The organism is Cryomorpha ignava (genome assembly GCF_010686655.1).
Taxonomy (GTDB): domain Bacteria; phylum Bacteroidota; class Bacteroidia; order Flavobacteriales_D; family Cryomorphaceae; genus Cryomorpha; species Cryomorpha ignava.
The window spans coordinates 14,522-39,001 of record NZ_JAAGVY010000025.1; the positions used below are offsets into that span (position 1 = coordinate 14,522).

The 24,480-nt window shown below is 38.8% G+C and carries 17 protein-coding genes; 4 read left to right on the forward strand and 13 right to left on the reverse strand.

The features are described from left to right. Positions 1-411: 411 nt before the first annotated feature. The 10 genes from G3O08_RS12815 to G3O08_RS12855 form a co-directional block, all read right to left on the reverse strand. Positions 412-1,584, reverse strand: a complete 1,173-nt coding sequence (locus G3O08_RS12815) for an ATP-binding protein (RefSeq protein ID WP_163285780.1) — start codon at positions 1,582-1,584, stop codon at positions 412-414. A 310-nt stretch (positions 1,585-1,894) separates the two neighbouring features. After that, positions 1,895-2,332 (reverse strand): DUF1801 domain-containing protein, encoded by a 438-nt coding sequence (locus G3O08_RS12820; protein WP_163285781.1) that lies wholly within the window; start codon positions 2,330-2,332, stop codon positions 1,895-1,897. 128 nt (positions 2,333-2,460) lie between these two features. Beyond that, positions 2,461-2,925: a VOC family protein gene (locus G3O08_RS12825; RefSeq protein WP_163285782.1), complete on the reverse strand. Its 465-nt coding sequence runs from the start codon at positions 2,923-2,925 to the stop codon at positions 2,461-2,463. Between the two features lie 238 nt (positions 2,926-3,163). Continuing rightward, entirely contained in the window at positions 3,164-4,144 is a 981-nt protein-coding gene (locus G3O08_RS12830) for an NAD(P)-dependent alcohol dehydrogenase (protein WP_163285783.1), read from the reverse strand. A 145-nt stretch (positions 4,145-4,289) separates the two neighbouring features. Beyond that, positions 4,290-5,210 carry a hypothetical protein gene (locus G3O08_RS12835; protein WP_163285784.1) on the reverse strand — a complete coding sequence of 307 codons (921 nt, stop codon included), beginning with the start codon at positions 5,208-5,210 and terminating at the stop codon, positions 4,290-4,292. A 383-nt stretch (positions 5,211-5,593) separates the two neighbouring features. Then, positions 5,594-5,992 (reverse strand): response regulator, encoded by a 399-nt coding sequence (locus G3O08_RS12840; RefSeq protein ID WP_163285785.1) that lies wholly within the window; start codon positions 5,990-5,992, stop codon positions 5,594-5,596. 18 nt (positions 5,993-6,010) lie between these two features. Further along, positions 6,011-9,826 carry a PAS domain S-box protein gene (locus G3O08_RS12845; protein WP_163285786.1) on the reverse strand — a complete coding sequence of 1,272 codons (3,816 nt, stop codon included), beginning with the start codon at positions 9,824-9,826 and terminating at the stop codon, positions 6,011-6,013. Positions 9,827-9,847: 21 nt separating this feature from the next. Further along, positions 9,848-10,069: a response regulator gene (locus tag G3O08_RS21205; RefSeq protein WP_317164072.1), complete on the reverse strand. Its 222-nt coding sequence runs from the start codon at positions 10,067-10,069 to the stop codon at positions 9,848-9,850. Continuing rightward, the gene (locus G3O08_RS21210; RefSeq protein WP_239541207.1) at positions 10,048-10,287 is read right to left on the reverse strand and encodes a response regulator; all 240 of its coding nucleotides are present in this window, start codon (positions 10,285-10,287) and stop codon (positions 10,048-10,050) included. The genes G3O08_RS21205 and G3O08_RS21210 overlap by 22 nt, the downstream gene beginning before the upstream one ends. Positions 10,288-10,303: 16 nt before the next feature. Then, a complete protein-coding gene (locus G3O08_RS12855) occupies positions 10,304-11,581 on the reverse strand; it encodes a sensor histidine kinase (protein ID WP_239541209.1) in 1,278 nt (425 codons plus the stop codon). Positions 11,582-12,226: 645 nt separating this feature from the next. On the opposite strand from G3O08_RS12855, the gene G3O08_RS12860 reads away from it, so the two are divergent. The 4 genes from G3O08_RS12860 to G3O08_RS12875 all read left to right on the forward strand — a co-directional run bounded on the left by G3O08_RS12860 (position 12,227) and on the right by G3O08_RS12875 (position 19,034). Next, complete coding sequence (locus G3O08_RS12860; protein WP_163285787.1) at positions 12,227-13,618, forward strand: T9SS type A sorting domain-containing protein; 1,392 nt, start codon at positions 12,227-12,229, stop codon at positions 13,616-13,618. A 78-nt stretch (positions 13,619-13,696) separates the two neighbouring features. Beyond that, positions 13,697-15,112 (forward strand): hypothetical protein, encoded by a 1,416-nt coding sequence (locus G3O08_RS12865; RefSeq protein WP_163285788.1) that lies wholly within the window; start codon positions 13,697-13,699, stop codon positions 15,110-15,112. A gap of 426 nt (positions 15,113-15,538) precedes the next feature. Further along, positions 15,539-18,286: an ATP-binding protein gene (locus G3O08_RS12870; protein WP_163285789.1), complete on the forward strand. Its 2,748-nt coding sequence runs from the start codon at positions 15,539-15,541 to the stop codon at positions 18,284-18,286. Position 18,287: 1 nt separating this feature from the next. Further along, positions 18,288-19,034, forward strand: coding sequence for a LytR/AlgR family response regulator transcription factor (locus tag G3O08_RS12875; RefSeq protein WP_163285790.1), 747 nt, complete (start codon positions 18,288-18,290; stop codon positions 19,032-19,034). 86 nt (positions 19,035-19,120) lie between these two features. Here the strand turns inward: G3O08_RS12875 and G3O08_RS12880 are convergent, their stop codons facing one another. The 3 genes from G3O08_RS12880 to G3O08_RS12890 all read right to left on the reverse strand — a co-directional run bounded on the left by G3O08_RS12880 (position 19,121) and on the right by G3O08_RS12890 (position 24,333). Continuing rightward, positions 19,121-21,112 (reverse strand): T9SS type A sorting domain-containing protein, encoded by a 1,992-nt coding sequence (locus G3O08_RS12880; protein WP_163285791.1) that lies wholly within the window; start codon positions 21,110-21,112, stop codon positions 19,121-19,123. A 249-nt stretch (positions 21,113-21,361) separates the two neighbouring features. Continuing rightward, entirely contained in the window at positions 21,362-22,891 is a 1,530-nt protein-coding gene (locus tag G3O08_RS12885; protein WP_163285792.1) for a glycosyltransferase family 39 protein, read from the reverse strand. 557 nt (positions 22,892-23,448) lie between these two features. Next, complete coding sequence (locus G3O08_RS12890) at positions 23,449-24,333, reverse strand: NmrA family NAD(P)-binding protein (RefSeq protein WP_163285793.1); 885 nt, start codon at positions 24,331-24,333, stop codon at positions 23,449-23,451. Between the last annotated feature and the right edge of the window lie 147 nt (positions 24,334-24,480).

Sequence of the window (24,480 nt, forward strand, 5' to 3'; positions counted from 1 at the left end):
TAAATTTAGAGCCGACTTTCGAAGGGTTAACTTTCAATTTACTGTAGTGTTTGTTGCTTGAAAGATAATCAATTTTGGAGGTATGGCCATTATAATGCTTATATAATGTGGCCAGTCGTGCTTATTTTCCGACGGCCTCTAATTTGCTTTTATATTAGCTTTTAATTCATCGAAAGTTATATTTTGAGTTTCAGAACTAACTGATTCTTCATTCAACGATGTGCTTAAAATGAAGCTTAAATTTGCAGTTGTCTAAGATATTCGTTTCCAATCAATCCACAACCTATCGCGTTTAGGTATGGTTTCACTCAAGGTTCAAACATCCTATAAAGTTAGAGAATGAGTTTTATTTTTTCAATTTGCTACTTCAAATTTACGCTAGAAGCTAGGCACTAACAAAACGAGTACTCTTTACAATTTCAATAATTTATTCATGAGGTCAGGTAAAGAAATGGCGGTAACATCTTGATTCATTTTAAATGTGTCCTGGCCAGCATAAACAACAAATTTTTGGCTGGCTTTAATGTCATCACAGGCCACATAAAACCCTTTCGAAAGGCTTGGTGCTGAACTTCTTTTAATCTCTATCGCCCAGAGCTCGTCCATACCTAATTCAAGTACTAAATCGATTTCAGCACCTCCGCTGGTTTTATAAAAATACGGTTTTGTGGTACGAGGAATCACTGATAGAATATTTTCTACAACAAAGCCCTCCCAACTGCCCCCAACCACAGGATGGCTCAGTAAGTTGTTGTAGTCGGCAATATTCAACAAAGCGTGCACAACCCCTGTATCCCTTACAAAAACTTTGGGTGCTTTGACCAATCTCTTGCCAATATTAAAAAGATAAGGCTGTAGCCTTCGTACCAGCAATAAATCCACCATCAGATCAAGGTACCTTCCAATGGTAAGGCTACTTACCTCTAAGCTACGAGCCAGTAACGATGCGTTAAGTATTGTACCTTGTCTATGAGCCAGCATAGTCCAAAACCGCTCCAGTGTCTGTGCGGGAATCCGTGGCCCCAATTGCGGAATATCTCGCTCCAAATAAGTTTTTATGAAATCTTGTCGCCAGGTCAAACTATCGCGGTCAGTCACGGATAATAAACTTTCAGGAAACCCACCACGAGTCCATAGCAGATTCGTTTTTTCCATACTGTTTCCGGCGTATTCCAATACATTTATCGGAAAAAGTTCCAGATATGAAATCCGCCCGGCAAGCGACTCTCCCGATTGCTGTATCAAATCTATGGATGCAGATCCTAAAAAGAGAAATTGCCCCTTCTTGTTCCCTTTCCGTCTTTCTTTATCGATGATGCCTCTGAGCTGAAGAAATATTTCAGGCAAGCGTTGAACTTCATCAAGTATGATTAGTTTGCCGCTATTTTCTGCCTGAAATATGGCGATATCCCTAACCTTGATTAGATCCAGGCTGTTTTCAAGATCCAAATATACCGAAGAGTCTTTCTCAGCTACGTAAAGAGCCAGTGTGGTTTTGCCGACCTGCCGCGGACCCAAAAGTGCCACTGAGGAGCTTCGGTTTAGGGCGATTTTTATTGCGTCTTCTAAAATACGTTTAATCATCCATGCAAATTTAACATTAAACTTTAAATATGCAAGGTTGTTTCTGTTTTATTGATCTATATTGTAACACTTTAGTTTTGTCTTAGCCTATATGCCATTACTAGGTTTCGCACCTGTTTACAACCAATAAATTAGATTTCGATCAATTATCCACAAGCAAAGAAAATTTCCTCTTATACACTGACTCAGCTCAGCAAACAGATTCGTGGCAAAAAAACATGTTATCATTTTTAAAATGAAATCAATCGACAACCAGAAATTCACAATTCGTAATTCGTAATTCGTAATTCGTAAACTTAACCTCTTGATTTCAATTTGGTTTCAATGTTTCTGGATACTTTAATTTTAAATAACTTATTGTTTCGCTCATCACCTCTTTTAGTACGTTGAGGTCTATATCCTCTACTTTTTTGATATAAATACAGGCCTTCCCTTTTCTGAATTTTCCGAGGTTTTGTACCAAGTGTTCGTGCTCTGCCATTCCGGTAAATACATACAGCGAAAATTCTTTTTTTCTTGGTGAAAACCCAACCAGTGGGCCTTCTCCCTCGTGTCCACTGTCGTATTTGTAATGGTAAGAACCATAGCCAATAATTGAAGGTCCCCACATCTTAGGTTTATATCCGGTGTGTTCCTGCATTATTTTCAAAAGAGCAAAGCTGTCTTCTCTCTTTTGTTCAGTATCTGCAAGTGCGTTTATAAATTCTTCAACACTCGCTGCCGTTTCCGATGTTTTATTCTTCGCCATTTTTTATAATTATATAGTTTTAGCAACCAAAGCGGTATATTTCCAATTAGACGGAATCAGGCAATTTTAGACCGGTTAAAACTCTAAACAAATTGAAATAATAGTTACAAAAACAATACGGTGTTCTTTTATTTGGTTGTTTTACCACCCATTTCAGTAAACACTTTGTCGACAGGCTCCCAAAGTTCGATTTTATTTCCTTCAGAATCCATAATGTGAACGAATTTTCCATATTCAAACGTTTCGATCTTATCTAATACAGTCACTCCGTTGGCATTTAGTTTTTCTACTAATCCCTCTATATTTTGAACGCGGTAGTTAATCATAAAGTCTTTTTTAGAAGGTGAAAAATAGTTACTTCCCTTTTTAAACGGACTCCATTGCAGATAATTTATTTCATCGGGTCGGTGCGTATTTCTGAATTCAAAGCTTGAGCCCCATTCATTCACGTCAAAACCCAAATTATCAGCATACCACTTCTTGATATCATTGGGGTTGTCTGAAAAAAAGAATATTCCACCAACGCCGGTTACCTTTGGAGTTGTGTAATCTGGCTTAATGCTATCTTTTTTTGCTTTTTTCGAATTTTCCATTTTTTGCATTTAATAGTTTTATGCTGTAGTGTTAATTAAAAACCGGATATATTATCATATTAAAACACGGTAATTCATTTGAGACATATTCCACAATTTTTGGCTGTCTGGAATGCATTTTCCATCTAAACTACTAATCTTATTCTGTTTTTCTTAATTGTACAAAGATTTTTAAGAACCTGGAATTCTTATTCGTGTTCGTTTAAAATTATCGTTTCGAAACACTCAATTACAGTCCTTATTCATTATTTCCCACGTCTGCCACTATGAGCACCACATTCCCTGTTTTCTGGCCGGATTCTACATATTTATAAGCCTCAACAATTTGCTCTAGCTTGTACTGCCTGTCAATTACCGGCGTATACGCTCCATTTTCTATTAGCGCTTTCAAAAAGTTTACAACCCCCTTGTCAAATGAAGGAATAGGAAAAAGCACTTTCTTACCACCGCCCAGTGGAGTTATTAGCGCCAGAAAAACGTTTTCTCCATTCTTGCCAAGTTCTGTAGATATATAAATGCCTTTTTTGGTGAGTAATGGTTTACATTGCTTAAATGAACTTTTGCCAACGGCATCAAAAACAAAATCAAACTTCTGTTCCGTTTTTGTAAAATCCGTGGAGGTGTAATCTATCACCGTATCGGCGCCAATCGATTTCACCAATTCCATATTTTGGGTGTTGCATACCGCCGTTACCGTCGCACCAAAATACCTAAGCAGCTGAACAGCCGCCGACCCGATTGCACCTGTAGCGCCATACACAAGCACTTGCTGGCCGCTTGCCACCCCTGCTGCACGAACGATGCTCAATGCGTAATGCGCTCCCTCTGTTATGGGTGCAGCCTGAGAATAGCTTATACTTTTGGGCATGGTAGCCACTGCATCTGTTTCAGCCAAAGTCATATACTCGGCGTGGCCGCCAAATTTTACATCATTATAGCCAAATACTTTATCGCCAGTTTCAAAAGAATTTACGTTTTTTCCAATGGCCTCTATCTCTCCGGCAAATTCGCATCCAAGTGTTTTGTATTTGGGTTTTAATAATCCGCTCCAAAATCTTGAAATAAAATATTCCGCACTCCGAAAACCACAATCTGTTCTATTTACTGTAGAGGCAAATACTTTGATTAATATTTCATTATCTCTGGGAACTGGCTTTTCAATCTCGGTTAGTTTCGCAACTTCCGGTGGTCCGTATTTGGTGTGTACAATGGCTCTCATGAATTGGCTAAAGCTTTTACCGCTAGATTTATTTACTGATTTACGATGTTAAAATGAATGAGAAAATGAGAAGATTTATTCATTGCAGTTTCATATTTCCAATCTCTGATGTTCATTGAGCTTACGAGTAAATCAAGACAAGGTATTATTTTTCTTCCTCCCACTTCAGTGGAACATCTGCAACAGATTGATCTACAATTGTTAACAACAGTTCTGCAAATGCCTTATCGTCAAGAGGCTCTTTTTGGTTTTTTAATAATTCCCAAAGGTTTTGAAAGGTCACAATGCCTCCGTTTTCGTAAATATTGGCAGCAGCCATATGCCACCGGCATTGATACCAGCCATAATTTTTAGGATATTGCTTGCCAATTAACTCATAATTTGCCTCGAGTTCATTTAAGGTGGTATATTTTAAATCCTCCTTATTTGTAGAATTCACCACCATGGTTGGAAAAACCGTTAATGCGGGCAACATTTCGGGTTCTTTTGTAGCTATATACGTATGCAGAAATATGTTGGCAAATAATTCTCCCATCCAATTGCGCTGCATTTTAAGGCCACCTTGTATATGAAATGCGTGCCCTAGTTCGTGAATTGCCAGCAAATCAAAAAAAGCTTGCATGGTTAATTCGCCCTTCTGATCTGAATAGGTGCTTGCAATTTCTTGAGAAAGTGATGGACGCAAGATGTCTAATGGCGGTATAAAGCTTTTCCAAAAGGTGTTGTCTTCAGAGGCTACTACAAGAAATTGTGGATCGTTGTAATGAGGCATTCCATACACCGGAAAATCGGTGTACTTGGGCCAATCGTCGGGCGACAATACCAATAAGGTAACGGCAGGTTTAAAATTAATAAGCGCATAGTAAAAAGAGATTACACTATCGCACCTTACGGCCATTGTTTCTGCCTGTACTTTGGCTCCAGTGCTGTAGTAGGTTTTTGTGCTATGACCTTCCAGACTATTTAGATTTTCAAACGTTTGGGCTTGTGCTGGAGATATAGCTATAAATAGCATTACACTTAGCATCAGAAAGATAGCTTCGCGGTGAATGATCTTTGTTTTCATGGGTTGGTTGGTTAAGGTTAGTCATTAAAAAGCAATTTTCATCCGAATGCAGCCCGTTTTCAAACGCGAAATACACGTATAAAACTCCATTGGGAATATTAATGCAGTAGATTATGATAAAAATATGAATAATATTGGCAGGTTGATTCTCCTGAAATAAAAAAGCATCAGATTTCTTATGTGGTTTGTTTTTGGCAATTTCAAATCTACACTTATATACTTCTGAAAAGTCAAAAAAAATGACAAGGGTCTCCAAGTTCGTCTATTGGTAAAAAGCGAAGCAATAACAAACACATTAAAAACTAACAAGAAGTGAGTAAATGCGTTAGCAATAGTAACTAGACGAAGTGGATAGAAAAAAAGCTGTAAAAATCTTCTTTTCGTCAGCCAAAAATTTTAAGCAGGATTTCTTTGTTGAGTGGTTTTTCTAGAAAATCTATAACGCGCGGATTTGAATTTGCTCGATTCATGTCGCTTGGGTCAATAGATGAGGAGAGGATGTAAATATTGTATTGATCCTTTATTGATGCATCGAAAAGCTCAAACGCTTTCAAGAACTCCCATCCTGATATTATAGGCATATTGATATCGAGTAAGAGAATTGTTTTTCCATTAGGAGAGTTAGGGCTTGTTTCAGATTTTATAAATTCCAATCCTTCTTCAGGAACAGTAAAATCGTCAATGTGCACTTCGTTAAATGATCTTTTCAGTAACACTTTATTGATGAAATTGTAATTCGGGTCATCGTCAACGAGGAGGAACCGTTTTGTTGCGTGTGTCATTCTATTTCAATTTCAGATTTAAATTGCAAATGCTATGGTAAATTCAGTTCCTTTATTGGGTTCACTTACAATTGTGATTTTCCCTCCGAGTGATTCTACTTGAGTTTTTACCATAAATAGTCCCATGCCTTTGCCTTCCATATGTGAATGAAAGCGCTTGTAGAGGCCGAAAATTTTATCGCCTTGTGTTTTCATATCAATGCCTAATCCGTTGTCTTTAAATATGAGCATTATTTTTCCATCTTCTTTTTTGCTTTTTATTTCAATCAGCGTCTGTTCATTTGGCTTACTGTATTTAATGCTATTGCTTATAAGGTTGTAAAAAATGCTGTACATATACACTTTGAGTGAGTAGATTTCATCCACTTCTGTAAAGTCTGATCTCATGCGTACGCGATGTTCGTCAACAAGGTTGCCAAAGCTTATTTTGACATCGTTAATAAGTTTTGAAAAGATGATCACTTCTTTTTTCTCGTTGACTTCACTTTTTACCTGCAAGATGCTGTTCATGTCTCTGATAACGGAATCGAGTGCAGTCACGGATTTAGAAAGACCCTGAAGAAGTTCTTTTTGCTCCAATAGATTGATGGTTTCATCCTGTAAAATTTCTGCGAAACCAATAATATTAGCTGTGGGGGCGCGAAGGTTGTGTGATACGATATAAGAAAACTGCTCGAGATCGCTATTGCGCTGAACAATATCAGAAATCATTTTTTCTTTTTGATGCTGTTCCTCTTTTTCTTTCGTAATGTCATAAACAAAACACGAAAGCCCAATAATGGTTTTGTTTGCCCAAATTGGGTAAATAGTGAAGCTGAAACAATTATAGACTTCGCCAGTAGTAAATTCTTTTTCAAATTTAACAGTTTCACCTTTTAGGGCTTTTGAATATATTTCATTCCAGCCTTTTGCTTCTTCGGGTTCTAATTTTTTGAGAAAACTCAATGTATTGTCACCTATTTTTAATTCTATACCGTATGTCTGTTGTACCAAATTGTAAAGGCTTTTGTTGAAAGCGATGTACTTTAATTCAGTGTCGAGCGAATAGATGGTAGCTTCTGTATTTTCTATAATGGCTTGCAGGTTCAATTGTGATATGCGCAATGCTTCTGCGGCTTTTTTACTTTCAGTAATATCCTGGCAAGTACCAATTGCAATTATAGGCGAACCCTGTTCATTTCTGGTAACGGACCAATTTTCTTCTACCCATTTTTCAATACCCTGCAAGGTAATAATTCGGTGTTCCACACAATTAGAACCGCTTTTGGAAAGTGAGTCCTGAAAGACTTTATCTATCATTTTTCTGTCTTCCGAATGAACAAAACTTTGAATGGGTGAATAGGATGGTTCAAAATTATTAGGATCTGTTCCATAAATACGGTGCATTTCTTCTGACCAGTTTACTTGCCACGTTTGCAAATCTGTTTCCCAACTGCCTACTTTGGCTTCTGACTGCGCTGTAACCAAACGTGTTCGTTCTATCTCTAATTCGGAAGCCAGTTTGCGGTACTTTTGCTCACTTTCTCTAATTTTTATCTCGGCATTTTTACGTTCCGTAATGTCTTGGAAACTACCATGTATCCTTAAACATTTCCCATTTAAAAATTCTCCTTCACCGATAGTACGCACCCATTTCTCGTTTCCTTTAAAAGTGATTATCTGCAATTCTTCATCCCATGGCGTGCCATTTTCTATACATTCCTGTACTTTTTGGCTAATGGTATCTCTATCAATACCTTCCTTAAAATAACTTATTCCCTCACCTAATATCGGAACATAATCTTTATCCACTTCACGTATTTCTTTTGTAATGTCTGACCAAAAAACGGTTTCGGTTACAATATCAATTTCCCAGCTACCAACTGCTGCGAGCCTGTTTGATTTTTCTAAAAGATCTTCTAAATGTTTCTTTTCGGTAATATCTGAAACCATTCCCAATGACCCTTTAAAATTTCCCGTTTCATCAAAAATGGGATTGGCCGACACCTTAGTGAGAACTCTTTTTCCGTTTTTAGAGATAAAACTATAGTCAAGATTTTCAGCTATTCCTTCTTTTCTTCTTATTAATGCAGTTAGCGCTTTTTCCTTTCCACCTTTATCCATAAAATAAAAATTCTCTTTCCCCATCATTTCGTCTTCAGCGTATTCAAGTATCTCGCACATCTTTTTATTTACAAAAGTTGTCCTGCATTTTTCATCGATTTGCCAAATTCCCTCGTTTGCCGTTTCTACAATTTGGCGGTATTGCTTCTCGCTTTTTTCTATTTCTTTCTGGGATATTATTTGTTCGGTAACGTTATTTATAAAAAAGAAAACGCCTTCTATATCTCCTTTGCCGTTTCTATAGGCCTGGTAAACGAAGTCGATATAGAAATCTGTCATTTCACCGTTTCCTTCTGTATCTACCTTGACCAAAATCTCATTGCCAGTGTACGATTCGCCGGTCTGGTACACCTGATCTAAAATCTCTACGAACCCTTGTTCTACGACTTCAGGAAGCGCTTCGGCCACTGTTTTTCCTACAATATCTTTTTTGCCGGTCAATTTTAAATAAAGTGGATTCGCCATTTCAAAAACATGATCGGGGCCTTTCAACATCCCAATAGCCGATGGAGCTTTTAAAAACATATCGTAAAACTGGTCTCTTTCATCTTCTATAGCCTTCTCCAATCTTTTTTTATCCGTTATATCCTTCGCTATGCAATACATTAACTGGAGTTTTTCATTCCAATTAACTGACCAAAGCAGCGGAACTACCCTTCCACTTTTGTGCACATACCTGTTTTCAAATATTGGAATCCGGATCCCGTTAAACATTTTTTCAGCTGCTTTGGAAGTCATATCCACATCTTGATCATACACAAGATTCATGAATTTGCTACCGATAAGCTCTTCAGGTGCATAACCCCAAACCTGTTGTGATGCAGCACTTACATTTACAAACTCTCCATGTACATTAACGGTACAAATAACATCTAAGGAAGAATCCAGTATTTTATTGAGATCAGTAAGTGTTTTTTGCAACTCGACGGAAGTAGTGCTGAGGTTATTTTCAGCTATCTTTCTTTCGGTAATATTTTGATGCGCGATAACAACTTTATGCGTATCGCCTCCAAAATTTTTGACGCTAAGTGTAAACCATCGCTTCTCATCAGGAGAATGACAGGGATATTCCATTTCAAAGTATGCCCTTTCTTCTTTAAAAACAGACTGAATGCCGGCTAATGCCTGCGCTGCATCACTATCTCCATTTTCGATGGATCGTTTGCAAACATCAAAGTAGTTGCTTCCTTTTGAGACTTGATCAAGTGCTGTTAGCCCATTTGCATATGCGAAATCATCCCATGCTTTATTAACGGCTATGAGGTTCCCGCTTTCATCTATAACGGTAATGTGTGAACTGAGGGAAGAAAGCACTCCCTTGTTGAATACTTCGCTTTCGTGCAGTAGCTGCTCCGCTCTGTTTTTCTCCATAGCATTTACTACTGCCTGCGGCAATCGATGCAAGCGGTCTTTGAGGATATAATCGTCAGCCCCGGCTTTCATTATTTCTACAGCATATTCATCAGATACAGTTGCTGTAACCAGTATGATAGGAATCTTTAGTCCTTGTCGCTTGATCATTTTTATAGCTTCTAATGAATCAAAGGAAGGAAGCGTGTGGTCGGAAATGATGATGTCAGGAGCAAATTCTTTAAGTGCCTTTTCAAAGGCTGTTTTATTGCCAACGACCAATTTCTCAAATTGAATATTGGCTTTTTTCAATTCTCTTTCTACCAATTCTGCGTCAGTAGGCGTGTCTTCGAGGTGAAGTATTTTTAATTTCGTTTTCAATTTTTCAGCAATTTTGTTTGTTTAAACAGGGGGTTGATTCTTAAGCAACCAATAAAAACCAAGGTCTGTTACTACTTTTGCAAACTCATCAAACTCAACAGGCTTTACAATGTAGCTGTTAGCACCAAGCGCATAGGCGCGCTCTATATCCGGATGCTCGTTGGAAGAAGTGAGTACCACTACAGGAATTGCTTTTGTGTGTTCGGTTGCCTTTATCTGTGTCAGAACTTCAAGCCCGTCCACTTTCGGCATTTTAAATCGAGCAGTATGACTTTTGGTTTTTTGCTAATGTCTCTGCCTTCAAACTTTCCTGTTCCAAAGAGAAACTCAAGTGCTTCAGCTCCGTTTTTAAGATGGATAAGTTTGTTGTTGAGATTGCTTTTGCGAAATGCACGAATGGCTAGCTCTGCATCGTTCTTATTATCTTCTATGAGCAGTATTTCGACTATATCATTTTCCATGATTAATTGCTTTAAACTATTCGTTTTCAAATGTTTGTTCACCCATGTCGGGTAAACTGAAAAAGAAGTTTGCTCCTTCATCCTCTTTCCCTTCTGCCCATACCTTTCCATCGTGCTTCTGAATAATGCGCTGTACGATTGCAAGCCCTACACCTGTGCCCGAAAATTCATCATCGGAATGAAGTCGCTGAAACACCCCGAAAAGTTTATTTACATAGTGCATATCGAAGCCTACCCCATTGTCGCTAATAGAATAAATAAGTTCCCCATTTTTACGCTCCGATTTTATTTCTATCAGCGGGTTTTCTTTTTTAGACGAATATTTAATCGCGTTTGAAAGAAGGTTGGTAAATACGTGCTGCAATAAATTATAGTCTGCAACTGCGGGAAGCAGATTGCTAAACTTTATTTTGGCGCTATGTGTAGTACTTTGAGTGATTTCTGAAACCACAGTTTCTACCAGCTGATTTATATCTACTCTTGACTTTGTTATTCCTTTTCTACCCAACCTGGAAAATGTAAGAAGGTCGTCTATCAGCACACCCATTTTTTTTGCATTGCTTCTCACTTCACCCAACAATCGTTTTCCTTCGCCATCAAGCACGGTATCGTAATCTTCTTCCAGCATTTGTGCGTACCCATTTATGGCACGAAGTGGTGTGCGTAAATCATGCGATACCGAATATGAAAATGATTCTAAATCTTCGGTGCGCTCTTTTACCCGCTGTTCCAATTCGTCAACCTCTTTGTTAGAATCTATCAATTCAACGGCTCTCTTTTTCTTTTCCTCTTTTTGAAAAACGAGTTCTTTGTTTGCAATGATTAGTTCTGCTGCCCGTTTTTCTTTTTCCTCTTTTTGAAAAGTGAGTTCTTTGCTGGCGATGACGAATTCAGCCGCGCGTTTCCCTTTACCCTCGTTTTGAAAAGCCAGTTCTTTAATAGCAATGACGAGTTCTGCTGCGCGTTTCTCTTTTTCCTCGTTTTGAAAAGAGAGTTCTTTGTTGGCAATGACGAGTTCTGCTGCGCGTTTCTCTTTTTCCTCGTTTTGAAAAGAGAGTTCTTTATTGGCAATGACGAGTTCTGCTGCGCGTTTCTCTTTTTCTACGTTTTGAAAAGCGAGTTCTTTATTGGCAACGACGAGTTCTGCCGCGCGTTTCTCTTTTTCCTCATTTTGAAAAGCGAGTTCTTTATTGGCAACGACGAGTTCTGCCGCGCGTTTCCCTTTTTCCTCGTTTTGGAATACGAGTTCTTTGTTGGCAAAGATGAGTTCTACTGATTTTGCTTTTTGACCCATTCTGTTTTTTTATTATTCTTTCTGTTTTAAGAACTGGACTTGGTACCCAATGAATAAATGAAGTGTGATATACGCTATGTGATTGCCATACTTAACTTCTTACGAAGATTTTGAATTAACGTTAAGTGTGTTTTCTATGATGCTCCAAAGGTCGTCATTAAAGATAACATTTTGGTTTTAAAAAGGTTTGGTGGTGAAAGGATAACAAGCAATAGGTCAGACCGAGTATTGACATTATTGCCGAATAATAACAAAATTAGTTGGTCTCTATATAAAATGGTTTCCTTTTAATTGATCGCCTTTAAGTGGTTGTTGCCACGTCGGCTAAATTGTTCTTAAAACTCTTAAAGGCAGATGGTTTCCGAAATTCTAGGAATTTCAATCTTACAGGCGATTGTGGAGACATATTGCGCAATTCTAAATATTATTCATATCAGTGTGCAGGGTGCATTTTCAGACAGTTTGTTTCTGGCGAATCAAATGCTGCTGCCTAAAGTTCTTCTTCCTTTCTAAGGTTTAATGTTGCGGCTATATGTTCATCACATCAACTGGTGATTTGTGTAGCCATTACATTTTATAATGTAACAACTCTTTGATTAAACAGTATTATGATATTAATAGCAAATAAAGTTAAAATAGCAACATATGAAATTAATATCATTTGCTTTTTTAATCCTCCTTTTGTATCCCACTTATTCGAACGGGCAGGTACAAAACAATGGCAACTTGAGAATGCATGAAGGGTCTGACATAGGGTTTTTTGGAGATTTCACAAATAATGGAGTTTTCACCAATAATCGAGGTACGCTTAATGTTGTAGGTTCAAATTCTCAAAAATTTAACGGAACGAGTATAATTCATGCCAACAACTTAGTTATTAACAAAGCAAGCAATTCACTACAGCTAGACAATGAATTGCAAATTGCTGGCGTCCTCAATTTCACAAAAGGCCTAATACTTACTGATCGCGTAGATATTGACACTGAATTTGTCAACTTTCTGGATGGAGCTACCTATACCGGTGCTAGCAACACAAGCCATATTGATGGCGTTATTCGCAAAACCGGAAAAGATGCATTTGTTTTTCCTACCGGGGACAATACTCTTTTGAGAACAATAGGCATTTTAGCCTCAGGCGCTGACACCAATCACTTTACGGCGTATTATATCGAAGATAATCCCGACGGGCTCTACAGCAGGGCTTCGCTCGCTGCTGGTTTAGACCATGTTAGCGCTTGCGAATATTGGACATTAAACCGAACTGGGGGTAATTCTGAAGTACCGGTAACATTATCCTGGGCTTCTAATTCGTGTGGTGTCGATTACTTGTGCGATTTGGTGGTTTCGCAATGGGATGGAAACAAATGGACATCTGCAGGAAATGGAGGCGCCACCGGTACTGCAATGTCAGGAACCTTGATATCAGGGAAAGATTGCTCAGCTTCGACTTCTGTAAAAGGCTTTGGCCCCTATACCCTAGGCTCAATTTCCAGTTTTAACCCATTACCTATTACCCTGGTTTCATTTGAGGCTCAAGTTTGTGGAAACTCGGTTTGTTTATCGTGGCAAACAGCATCAGAATTCAATAACGATTTTTTTACTGTAGAAAAATCAGATGATGCATTGATCTGGAAAAAAGTTGAAGACGTAATGGGTGCAGGAAACTCACACACTATTTTAAATTATAAGACCATCGATAATTATCCTTTTGCTGGTCTTTCCTACTATAGGCTAAAGCAAACCGATTTTAATGGCAACTTTCTGTATTCTTCAGTAGAATCTGTTCATTTTAAAAACCACGGTGATAAGGGGTTGATAATTTACCCGAACCCGGCTAGAGATAATACGACAATAAAAGGCCTCTTATGTGAAGTATGGAAGATTCATATTTATAATTTAATTGGACAGGAAGTCACCCCTTATGTGAATATCACAAGGAGTAGTGAGTCAAGTTTACAACTTGATATTTCACGTCTAAAACCGGGAATTTACCATGTAAAAACTGACAACACTTTTAGTTCATTCATCAAGCAATAGCGATGGATTATCTCAACTTCTGTTGCACAAATAAAAAAACGCAATGATTAGCAAAAATTTTATTAATACCTCACTGTCATGAAATTCTTACCCGTTTTATTCTTGCTTTTTTTAACTCTTGGGGCACAAGCTCAAGTAAAAATAGGTGATGATCCAAACACCATTAATCCGGCCTCAATTTTAGAGATAGCGGATACAACGCGTGGTGTTTTGATACCACGAATGACCACTACTCAACGTGATTCTATTTCATCTCCGCCGGATGGGTTACAAGTTTACAACATCACAACCAACACCATGGACGTATACCGCAGTGATAATTGGGCGTCAACAGCATATACCAAGCCCGATGATAGGCTCGTGTATGTCTATTCGCTGGCAGATCTTCCAGCTCCATCTGGCAGTACCATAACGCTCGATGCCAACTCTATGTATATTTTTAAAGGTATTGTTGATATCACGCCTTACTATCTGGAATTGAATGGTGCCAATTTGCGGGGCATTGATCCCGCACGTGATGGAGTGACATCAGCCGTTGGCGGCGCCATCCTTAGAAGTACGGATGTATCCGTGTTTATGCAAGATCTGGTTGTAATTCCCTTAAGTGGCAGTACGAAGGCTTACGATTTTAGAGATGCCACAAAAACGAAGTTTTGCAACCTGTTTTCGGGTAATTCAGTGGTTGAAATCGGTATCCCCAGCTTGGGTGTTGGTCAGATTAGTGGCTTTAAAGCCGCAACGATCGTCAAAAACTACTGGAGCTGCTCTGACGGTTTAAAAGTAACCGGCAACATGGGTAAATTTGCCTGCGCTTTCACTTTTATTACCAATGTTACTTCAGGTGCAGGGATTGAATTTTTGGGAACCTTGGTGATTGATGACATTGACCTTTCCAACAACTACTTTGTTTATAATGGACAATCAGGAGTGAAACTCAATGCTGGGGCTGTAGTTGACCGTGGTCGCATGACAACGAATATGTTCAGAGATGTTGCAACGCCTTTAATGGGTCTAGACTCTTATACTGCTGGATGGAGCATGAGACAAAACACCAATATACCAGACTCCAGAGCGTTTAGTTTTATTTACTTTTCGGGTAATTCAACTGTTACATCTTTACCGAGCGCTTACCCTTTTTTTTATAAAATTGCCGGAGCTACCACCACAATTGACGAAAAGCGGTTTTCAGCAAGCGATAATAAAATTACATACAATGGTGTAGATCCTTTATCAGGAAAAGTTTCGATAGTCATTAGTGCAAAAGCGCCAGCAAATAATTCTGATTTTTCAATTGGTCTTGGCAAAAATGCAGCTGCGCTAATAGCACCTGTATCATCTATGGCCGCTGCATCTAATGGGCAATCATTTCAAATTATTTTGAATGCCGAAGTGGATTTAGTTTCTGGCGACTATCTCGAAGTTTATATTACGAGAAATAATAATAATACCTCGTCAATTAAAGTTGAGGAGTTGCAGTTTAGAGTAACTGATTAGAGTTTTTTAGCTCTGTATTATAGCCGTTTGTTAGTCTTCAGAAAATACTAAATGTTGAGTCACTGATTATTTCTGAAACCATATAACTATGGTTATGAATAGGGTTACCCATTCAAGTCGCATAAAATATAATTCACCCCTCATTCTTTGCAGTTTATTATCACCCTTTTACGTACGCACTCCCCTCCTATCGCAGGGCTTTAGACTGTCACTTTCTCTAATACACAAGGGTTTTCACGTCGCTTCATATTGTTGCACCCTGTGCTATTGAATGGCGCCCTTTCGACTAAAAGGAGTACACATGTAGACCGAAGAGAATTCGTATGGACAGGCTGTCAGTCGTTGATTTGGAAAAATGCAATCACTTCCGTAAGCGCTCCCCTAAATTTCTGCATTTAAAACCATAAAATATGCTACTTTTCTGACATGAAAAGCCCATTCGCTTTGTTTCTGATTTGGTTGATACCGGGCGGAGTTTTTGCTCAGGATGCATCGCTCGTACCCCAAGACCTTCATGAATTTCAGACACTTAAAAGCGATAGTGGCCGGTGTGTGGCACTTATTCATGCCTGCTTTAACAGTTCACGTGCCGCACCTGCTGAAGGAGTTGGTTATGGCAAGAAGGCCATAGTACTAGCTACGGAAGGCGATTTTGAAAAATTGCTTGCCGATGCGCACAACAGTATTGGGCAATGTTACGATACTTATGGAAAAGCCGATAGCGCAATGTTTCATTTCAAAACATCCTTAACCTTGCTTGAAAAATCAGGTTATAAATGTGATATTGCTGCTGTTTACGCAAATATCGGAACAGCCCATCGCCGCATAGGTGAATATACTAAGGCACTTAAGTCTTTCACAAAGTGCCTTGAAATTCAGGAGGATTGCGGAGAACTCGCGAACAGGGGAATGGTGCTTCAGTCGATTGGGTCGAGCTATAATTCACTACAGAATTATGATAAAGCCATCGAATACTTTGATGCCGCCATAGCCATGGAGGAAGCCCATGGAATTGAAAGTCGTCTTGGGCCTATCTACCAAAGCAAAGCCAATTCTTATCTGGGTCTGAAACGTTTGGATGAGGCAACCCGTCTAACAAAAATGGCCATTCTGAGTTTTGCGAAAAGTGGAAATGAATACAACTTGGCATATTCATTTGAAAGCTTAGCTCATATTCAGTTAGAGCAGGAAAAATTAGATAGTGCCATTTATTACGGCACCCGGGCATTAACTATTTTTCAGGGAATGAACGCAACCATTGACATTGTGTACGAGCAGATTTTTATATCAGAACTATTACTCAAAGCCAAAGATTATCAAACAGCAAAATCTAAATTGCTCGAAATACTTCCTATCACAGTATCAGAAAATCTCCCACATGACCGTATGTCCGTGATGGAACTTTTATCAAAGGTTTATGCCGAAATGGGCGATTATAAGTTGGCTTACGAATACCAGTTTAAACAAATGGCTCTCAAAGACAGCCTGAATGTGGATGAGCAAAAAACCGAAATGACGGCTTTGGTCAACAAGTTTGAAACCGATAAGCGGGATAAACAGATAGCACTTGAGCAGGCGCAGAAGGCGCAGATTCAAGCGGAAAGTGATCGTCAAAAGCAACAGAAGTACTTTTTATTGATAGGTGTAATTCTTCTTAGCCTTCTTATAATGGTATTGATAAACAGATATTTGCAAAAGCAAAAAAATGCACGGGAATTGGCTCTTGTAAATGTGCAAATGGGAAAAGAAAAGGCACGAGCCGAACGGAGTGAAAGAATGAAACAAGAGTTTCTTTCAAATATGTCTCACGAAATAAGAACCCCTTTAAATGCCATTAATGGACTTTCGCATTTGCTACTTGATCAGCAACACGACACAAAAACGCAGGAGTTTCTTCAGGCAATTAATCATTCGGGAGAACACCTTATGGTGATTCTAAATGATATTTTGGATGTGGCCAAAGTCGAAGCAGGAAAACTCGACATTCTTCAAAATCCAATCTGTCTCACCGAGGAATTGAAGATGGTGTACACCATTTACCACGAAAAAGCTGCCGAAAAGGGACTATCCCTTACTGTATTTGTGGATGACACGATACCTGATTTATTGCTGGGAGATGCCGCTCGGCTCTCACAAGTACTCGGAAACCTGGTGAGCAATGCGATAAAATTTACCAAAAGCGGAAGGATTGAAGTGCGTGTTGAGAATTCCGGAAACAATACCTTTCTTTTTTCTGTAGAGGATTCGGGAGTTGGGATTTCTGCCGAAAATGTAAAGCGAATTTTTGAGAGTTTTGAGCAGGTCACGAGTACAAATTTCAGTCAGGTAGGTGGTACCGGATTAGGCCTTACCATAGCCCGGAAATTGGTTGAATTAATGGGTGGTAACTTGCACCTAAAAACGGAACCGGGCAAGGGTTCCCAATTTTATTTCAGCCTAAAGCTTGTGCCTGATGATGGAGTATCTGAAAAGATTCCTGAAATTCAAGAGATAGTAGATAAGACGTTTCATATCATTGTGGCTGAAGACAATGAATACAATTTTTGGGTCACCCAAGGGGTTCTTCAAAAGCACTTTCCGAATGCAGCCATTTACCGCGCCAAAACAGGAAATGAGGTTTTAGATCTTTTGGATGAAGATGAGTACGATTTAATAATCATGGATGTTCAAATGCCTGAACTCGATGGCTTGAAAACCACCGAATTGCTTAGACAAAGACGGATTGAAATTCCGGTGCTTGGCCTCACAGCAAGCGTTTTAAAAGAAGAACAGGAAAAATGCCTGACGGCAGGAATGAATGGATTCGTTCAAAAACCGTTTAAAGCAGAGGTAATAACTGGTATTTTATGGCAACTGCTTCAGCCTCATCACCAACCAAAAGTGGGCATTGCTGATGACAGGTCAAAACGAAATGATGACCAGTTCTTGAAGTACATGCCAGAGAATCTGATTAAATTTGAAGAAGGCTTTAAAAAGAAGGAATTGGCAACCATTAAATCAGTTTCTCATCAAATGCGCCCACTGAGCATAGATAGCGGAATGAAAGAGCTGAATGCTACATTGATTGAACTGGAAAATGCCAACCTTTGGGATGCTGAAGTGGAGCGTGAAATCGAAACAGTAATAACGATCATTCGCGCTAAACTGAACCAAACCACTAAAAACACCGAATAAGATGGCGTTAAAAAGTGTAATAATTGATGACGATGCATATATAAGAGAAGAATTGAAAACCATGATTTCAGCTTCTTTTAGTGATGATATCAAACTACTTGGCACATTTTCAGAACCCCGATTAGGCCTTGATTTTATTCGGAAAAACGATGTGGATTTGATCTTTCTCGACATTTTTATGCCCGGTATGTCTGGCTTTGATCTCTTAGATAATCTTGGCAACACCAATGCAGCGATCATCTTTATCACCTCATTTAATGGTTATGCCATTCGGGCCATAAAATATAGTGCTTTAGATTACCTGCTGAAGCCTGTTAAAAGTGAAGAGCTGCGCGCCGCTATCAACCGACTTAACGAAAAAACGGAACGTCAGTTCCTGAATACCCGAATTTCTAATTTGCAACACAATCTTTTGGCAGAGAATGACGCGTCTATGCAGCTGGTTTTGGGGTCAAAACAAGGCGAACATCGATTTTCATTGAATGATATTATTCGCTGCGAAGCAGACTCAAACTATACACTCATTCACCTAAAGGCAAATAAAAAGTTTCTGGCTTCTAAAACATTGGGCGAGATTGAAGATATGCTTTCAGAATCCCGGTTTCTTAGGGTGCATAAATCTCACTTGGTAAATCCCGAATTTATTGATCATATTACGACCTCCAACGAATTGGTTTTGAATGAAGAAAGCCGTATACCCATTTCCCGAAGACGGGCAAGCGAAGTGAAGAATTTCTTAAAGAAATGATGATTTAAATGCCTTCTGAATTAGTTAAAATAAAAACCCCGGCTTTCACCGGGGCTTCGAATTCAAACTAAAACGAAAGGTTTTGGTTAAAGCTTTATCCATTTTTTGGCTCCAAATTGGCCATTGTCGAATTCAATGCGCATAAAATAAGTTCCTTTTGCTTCTGAACTCAAATCAACCGAGTGATTCTTTTCAGAAGTTTTGAGTTTCTCTGAATGAACAATCCTGCCTGCAATATCTATCACCTGGAGTGATATGGGATTTTCTGTTCCATGAAATTCTAGAATAAAAAATTCGCTTCCCGGATTGGGATAGAGAAGAAAACCGGCAGCTTCTTTTTCTTCGATGGTTGTAACAAGTACTTCCACACAATCTGAGACGGAAACACAATCTCCATTGGTGATTTCCAGAGAATAAGAACCACTTTCGGTCACCACATAAGTTGGCCCGGTGGCTTCGTCAATAAATTCCTCTGTGTTGCAATCTATCCAGCGAAAATCTCCGTCATATAGAGAAACCAGGGTGTTGCCATCCAGTGAGATTTCCGCAATATTCTGTACAATGGTCAATTGCAGCGTTACCACCGTATCCTGAAGGTCAATAACATACGTATCACTTTGGTCGAATGTCTGGCCATAAGCCGTATATTCATTGCATGCTGTGACAGTCTCGGTTACCTGCACAGCCGGCAAAGTTACTTTTGAAATGTAAATATTGTCGGCACCGCCTGAAGGGACAGAGCGGGCACTTACAACTAAGAATTTCCCGTCGGTGTACACCACATTAAAGTCTGAGTAAAAGGGCGCAAAAATATTGGTCAGCGCAATTACGCCGGCAGGATCCCACACCAAATCTCCATCAGTTGTTACCTTCTGCGCCATAAATCCGGGAGAGGCTTTGTGAGCGATGCACATGGTATTATTTTCGTCTAAGTCAAATTCAGGGTTTGGAATGTAGGTGTTTAAATCTGCCACTTCCACACCATTTTCTTCCCAAAGAATAACACCGTTTGTAGTGAATTTTTGTGCGTAAATAGCAGAATTGCCCACTACTCCCGGCCGGCTGTCGGCCCACGTGATATAGTAATTGCTTCCTGATTTTTTCCAATAAAAGTTATGTTGATTTCCATCAGCCACACAGATTAGCTTGGTAGTTGCATTCCAGCCTAAGGAGCCATTGGCTGCCAATAAACGACGGGCATAAAGATTTGTACTCGTTCCTTCCGGCCCACTGCCCTGCCAGACAAAAGTGATTCCGGTATTGTCGCCGATGCCACTGTATTGATAATTTAAACCTTGTGAGCCGGCGATAACGGATGTCCAAGCAGTCCATTGATTTACAAGATCGCTTTCGCCTGCTACAAGCATACATTTCATACCTGCACCTGACCCGTTTCCGTTGTTGTGATACACATATAAGCCTCCATTGTTATCAGACGAAATCCCAAAACCGCCAAAACCAGTCATAGAGGTGGGAACTGTTCCGCCATAAGGCCAAAGAAGATCACCATCTCCGTCGAATTTGGAGATTCTCAAAACATTTGCTCCGCCAATAACAGTGGCTTGTGAGGCGAGATAGTAAATTCCTGCCGACTCAACAAAAGCTATATTTGAAATACCATTTGTATAGTTTGAATCACCACGCAGTTTTAAAGTAGTTGACCATACAAAATCACCATTTACATTGAGTCGCTGCACAAAAACTCCATTGCCTGTATTGATCGCGCTGTATTGAACACTCCAGCCAATTAGAAATTGTCCATTTGCAACTGAAAGAATTCGGAAGATGTTGATCTGTCCATCATTATTTATAATCTCTTTTCCTCCTGACTCCCATTGGGGAACCCCTTGCTCGTTGTAATGTTGTCCGTATACATCCCATTGATTATTTCCGGTGCGGGCATCAAGCCAAAAGGTATAAATTCCTCCGGACCCATCGGCAAAAGATTGAACGCCTTTTTGGATACCCGTTTCCGTGCAAACGGCAATTGGTGCGGCCGGATCTGAATTCCATTGTCCAAAAGCGGAGCCGGATAGTAGTGTCAGCAAAATTCCAGTGTATTGTAAAATTGTTTTCATTTGACTTGTTTTTCGTTTAAGATTGATTGAATTCGAGAACCAATTTACCTGATGATAATGGAAGGCTCCTGACTTTTTGAGTTAACGCAACCCATATTGAGCGAACGGTAAAATGAAGATTAGTTGGTTTTTATATTATTGAAGCTATCCACATACTTCACAGAATTTGAAGTGAGATGCTTGTAATAGAGAAATCAAAACTTTGTCAATTTCAAAAATTCGATTGCTTGACCCCCACTCTATTTCCACTTATTCGCGGAAGCTTTTTTCATTTTCAATTTCTGCTTTAACCCTTTTTGTAATATCTGTTTTGGGATTGCTGAAAACGAATATGGTGGTTCTGTACTCTCTAGCCAGCGGGTTTTCTACCGAATCTGCTTTAGAGCCAGTTAGAAAGTAGGGCGTGGTGCGGATTAGTTCTTCATCGGCATCGTTATATTCTTTAACGCGAATTAAATTGTAAATATCCGTTTCGAATGTAAACCAGTTTATATAATCTGCATTAAACGAAAGTGCGCTGATTTTTTTATTTTTAGAATAGTAGTTTATGGCTCCTGCCTGGCCATAGTTATCGCATAATATGAGTGTGTGCTGCTTATTCGGTAATTCATTGTGAGCATCATCAACCTTCTCAGCTAGCTCCTGCCAGCCAAGCATATCGGCAAAATCTTGTGGCAGAGCATGGTTCTTACCATCTTCCCAGAGCAACAGACCCAAATCCCTGTACGCTGATTCTCTTTGGAGAATGTAATCAGGACTTTTTATGGAAAACACCTTATCAAACAAGAGGATATACAACACAATTGGAATGGCTAGAAGAACAGGTTTTAAAAATCGCGCACGCCCTGCACTTAATACATTGCCAAGAAAAACTACACCAAAAGAAATATAAATCGGATACAGCCCAACGGCATAATAACTTTTTGCCTTAAACCAGGTAAATGCAGCAAGAGTAAAGATGAGCGACCAGAAAAACAGACGAAATTTTTTATAAGGTGCATAAAACAAAAAGGCGTATAGCGAAGCAAGAATAGCCGGCAGAGCCCCGATAAAAAAGTAAGATTGCTCTTTAAGAAAATCTATTCTACTCACATTCACCAATTGTTTGGCTGCCAATTCTTTGAGATGATGAAAAACAGGAAATTCATTTTGATATTGCCAGATGAGATTTGGTAGAATGAGTAACATACCCAACGCCAGCGCAAAATAGAACTCCTTTTTTGCAAAAACCTTTCGGTGATAGGTAAGCAGTACCGCCGGAAAAAGGCCAATGAGCAAGAAAGCAATATTGTACTTATTTAAAAAACCCAATGCAAAAACAAGGCTACCGGCATAGAGCCATTTTACATTTTGAGAATTGATGTATTTGATGAGTACAAAATAAAAAGCTGTCCAGCAGAGAATATCTAATGAATTGGGCTGAAAAAGAAAGTTTAAGCGTACCAAAGCCGAAAGCAATAAACAGGTCGCTCCTAAAATCAAAGCGTATAAATTGCCTTTTAATTCTTCAATGGTTTTCCAGGCCAGCCAAATAGTGAGCGCCCCAAAAAGAGCCGGGAAAAACTTTATCCAAAACACACCGTTGCCGAGTATTTTTATAATGAAGGCAATCCACGAGGTAACCGGTGGCAGTGATTGAAAACCCCAGGCTAAATGATTGGCTTGATCTAAATGGAGATATTCATCGCGCTGGAGATCGTAGATGGGATTGTAAAGGATATACTGCATCAGGAATTTCAGCAATATAAAGCCTATTAAAATAGAGGTCTTTTTGGTCATTGAAGGAAGTGGTTAGTCTCGGAATGGTCTATTGGTCTGGTTGATTTTTTATAGAAGCAAATGTATCAGATTCAAAAATAAATCAAAATTTAAGAACATTCTTTTTACAGACGCATATAATTACTTTTCCGTGGGGCGAATCGACTATAAATCCATACTTCTAGATTTTGGATCTGCGATTAAAAATAGTAACTCAGCACCGAAAAATTGCATGTTCATCTCGCGGCTAACCCTCCAGTCCATCAAAATCTTGTTCTTTAAGCTCGATTATTTCATCTGTTTCACCATCTCTCAAGATCCAATCGGTGTAGAGATCAGAGAGTTTAATTATCAATATTATCCTCTTTTTTTTATCTGGGTTTTTTTCTAATAAACCTAAAATAATTGTTCGACCACTTGAGAAATGCGTTGTTGCCGCATTAGGACAGAGATTATTTGTCCATTTAGAATTGTAGAAACAGATAAAGTGGCCAGTAAGATTAATAATGTTATTTTCATTGTTTTGTCATTCAAGATTTAATTTTATTTCTGACCTTGCAAATGAAGCACCTACTGCCTTATACATCTTTGGAAGCGGTAAATTTTAGTCTTTCTCCTTGAATGAATTCTGCTATTGTTGTTGGTTCTCTACCCGTTATATTTTTAAAGCTGTCAGAAATTTCAGGCTCCTTTTGAAGTCTGGGTAAAAAATGAAGAATTGTCATTACCAGCGCAAAGCCCCTTTCAAGTTTTTCCTTACTCTTTTTAAAGTAAAAGAGTATCGGGTTTATATTTTTAAAAGTGATTTTTACACCTGTCAATGCGCTCATTAAATCAGTTACTTCCTTAAAGCTCTTATTTTCTGATCCTGTAACTTCATAAGCCTTGTTCTGATATTTATCAAAAGAGTTTATCAGTATCGCAGTGGCCTCTCCAATATTTTTGACGTCAATCCAGTTAAATTTCGCTTTTCCTGAAGGAAGGGTTATTGTTTTGCTAATCAATATTTCCGGTAGCAATGTAGTTGTCAAGTTTTGCATGAAGTAACCCGGGCGAACAAAAATGTAATTGAATTGAAATGATTTAATAAGTCGCTCAATTTTGTTATGAGGAATAACCCTACTTTTTTCGGCTCCCTGTACCGAAAGAAAAACAATATTCTTTACGCCGTTTTCCTTAGCTGATTCTAAAAGAGGCTTGAAGTATGCTGCAACTTGGGAGATATGTGGGGGTCTTAGAAGAAATAGAATTTCTATGTCTTTGAATGCTGAATGAAATGTATGGGTAGCTTCAATGTCAAACTGCCTAAAACTTAGGTTAGCGTTTTCAGGGATTTTTCTTCTGGCACTCTCAACATTTCGAACGGCTGCAATAATTTCAATATTTGTATTTAATCTGCTTAGATAGTGAATTACTTCTTTTCCAATATTACCGGTGGCACCTGTTATGAGTATTTGCTTCATTTTCATATAGTGCGACCTGTCGTATCTATAACACGCACAAAGTACCACTAATTCTCTTTAATTTTCAAATTCAACAAATAGTCAGTACACCTTCTATTTCTTAATGCGATCACTTAATGCGATCAAAGGTCATTTTTGGGAGAATTT